3 protein-coding genes and 1 pseudogene are annotated in these 1,710 nt (G+C 69.5%); all 4 read left to right on the forward strand.

The window, feature by feature from the left end; all coding sequences use genetic code 11:
- Positions 1 to 460 (forward strand): annotated as a pseudogene (locus D180_RS06060) (shikimate dehydrogenase); the annotation flags it as partial.
- A 52-nt stretch (positions 461 to 512) separates the two neighbouring features.
- Positions 513 to 842, forward strand: a complete 330-nt coding sequence (locus D180_RS06065; RefSeq protein ID WP_225851504.1) for a hypothetical protein — start codon at positions 513 to 515, stop codon at positions 840 to 842.
- A gap of 130 nt (positions 843 to 972) precedes the next feature.
- Positions 973 to 1,317: a hypothetical protein gene (locus tag D180_RS06070; protein ID WP_043090551.1), complete on the forward strand. Its 345-nt coding sequence runs from the start codon at positions 973 to 975 to the stop codon at positions 1,315 to 1,317.
- Between the two features lie 43 nt (positions 1,318 to 1,360).
- A partial coding sequence (locus D180_RS06075) for a hypothetical protein (RefSeq protein ID WP_043090552.1) occupies positions 1,361 to 1,710 on the forward strand: 350 nt, incomplete at its 3' end.

Raw genomic sequence — 1,710 nt, forward strand, 5'->3', positions numbered from 1 at the left:
CGGCGCCGCGCGCGGCGTGGCGCCGGCGCTGCTGGAGGCCGGCGTACAGCAACTGGTGGTGGTCAACCGCGCGCCGGAACGCGCCGACGCGCTGGTCGATGCGCTGGGCGAGCCGGCGCGCGCGATCTCGCGCTACTGGGAGGACCTGCGCGAGCTGGGCGATTTCGAGCTGATCGTCAATGCCACCACCATCGGCCGCGACCCGGCCGCCAGCTTCACCCTGCCGCTGTCGCTGATCAACAGCATGACCCTGGCGGTGGACCTGAACTACGGCGAGGTGGCGATCGCGTTCCTGGCCTGGGCGCGCGCGGCGCACTGCCGCGACACCGTGGACGGCCTGGGCATGCTGGTGGAACAGGCCGCCGAGAGCTTCGAGGCCTGGCACGGCGTGCGCCCGGACACCGACCCGGTGTACGCCGCGCTGCGCGAGCGCGATGCCGTGCTGGTCAGCGCCGACTGAAACACTTCGCCTCCACCCTCTATCCGGGAATAAACGCATGGACGAATCATTGATGCTGCAGGTGCTGACGCGACTGCTCACGCAGTTGCCGCTCGCGCTGGTCTATGTGGTCGGACTGGCGCTGCTGTTCACGCGCCGTCCTGGCCGTGCGCGCACCTTGGGAATCTGCGGGCTGGCGATCCTGCTGCTGGCCCTGGGCCTGGGGTTGGCGTTGTGGTTCGTGCCGATGTGGTTGATTTCCCAAGGCCATAGTTACTCGTCGATCTCGAGCTTGTTGGGCATCGTCAACGGCGCGGTCGCCTTGATCTTCGCGGTGGGCATGCTGCTGCTGGTACTGGCGTTGCGCTTCGCCATGCCGCCGCGCGTCGCAAACCCGCACTGATGGCGTCGCGGCGACCCGCGTCCAGGGAGATCGTGCTGCGAGAACCGCAGGGACGCCCGGGCCGCGCCTATGGCGTGGTCCTGCTCGGCGCCGATCGCCCCGTTCGCTGCCCATCAAGAGGAGACCCTGCGTGGACTCTGTCGCCGTGAACTATCTCTTGCTCACCGCGCTGTTCCAGTTCCCGATCCTGGCGATGTCTGCGGTCGGGCTGGGGTTGCTGGCCACGCGCGGCCCTGGCCGGCCGCGTACCCTCGGCTTGTGGGGGTTGGGCGTGCTGGTGCTGGTCGTGGTACTGACGACGGGCATGTCGTTGTTGCCGGCGTGGCTGATGTCGCGTGCGGCGAACGCGACCGAATCCAACCTGTGGATGGTCACGTCGGAGGCGATCGTCGCGCTGCTGACGGCAGTGAGCGCGCTGTTGCTGGTGCTGGCGTTGTGGTTCGCCCTGCCGGCGCAGCGGGCGCCATCGCAGTGAAGAACAAGGGCGTGCGTCGTCCAGGGAGGGGAGGATGTTGGCGATGAGCGTGCACCCGGTGCTGGACATGAGCGTGCTGACCGGCGGGCTCGGCCTGCTGGCGCGGCTGTTGCTGCCGCTGATCGCGTTGCTGCTGCTCCCGCGGCTGGCGCCGGGCCGCGCACGCACGCTGGCGCGGCTCGGGCTGACGGTGCTGCTGATGGGCGCGATCCTGCCGCGTATGTTGAACGCGGTGCTGGGCTGGGTGGAACTGATGACGCCCCAGTTGCGCGGCACCCATCCGGACGCCTATGCGCTGGTGCATCTGCTGGACGATGCGCTGTACGTGGCCGGGCTGGCCTTGCTGCTGCGCGCGCTGTGGCTGGCGCTGCCGCGCAAGGCCGCGCCGCCGCC

This window comes from Xanthomonas sp. SHU 166 (genome assembly GCF_000364685.1).
Lineage (GTDB): Bacteria > Pseudomonadota > Gammaproteobacteria > Xanthomonadales > Xanthomonadaceae > Xanthomonas_A > Xanthomonas_A sontii.

Coding starts and splice junctions, on each gene's coding strand:
- D180_RS06065 (WP_225851504.1), top strand. CDS start 513: ATGCTGCAGGTGCTGACGCGACTGCTCACGCAGTTGCCGCTCGCGCTG.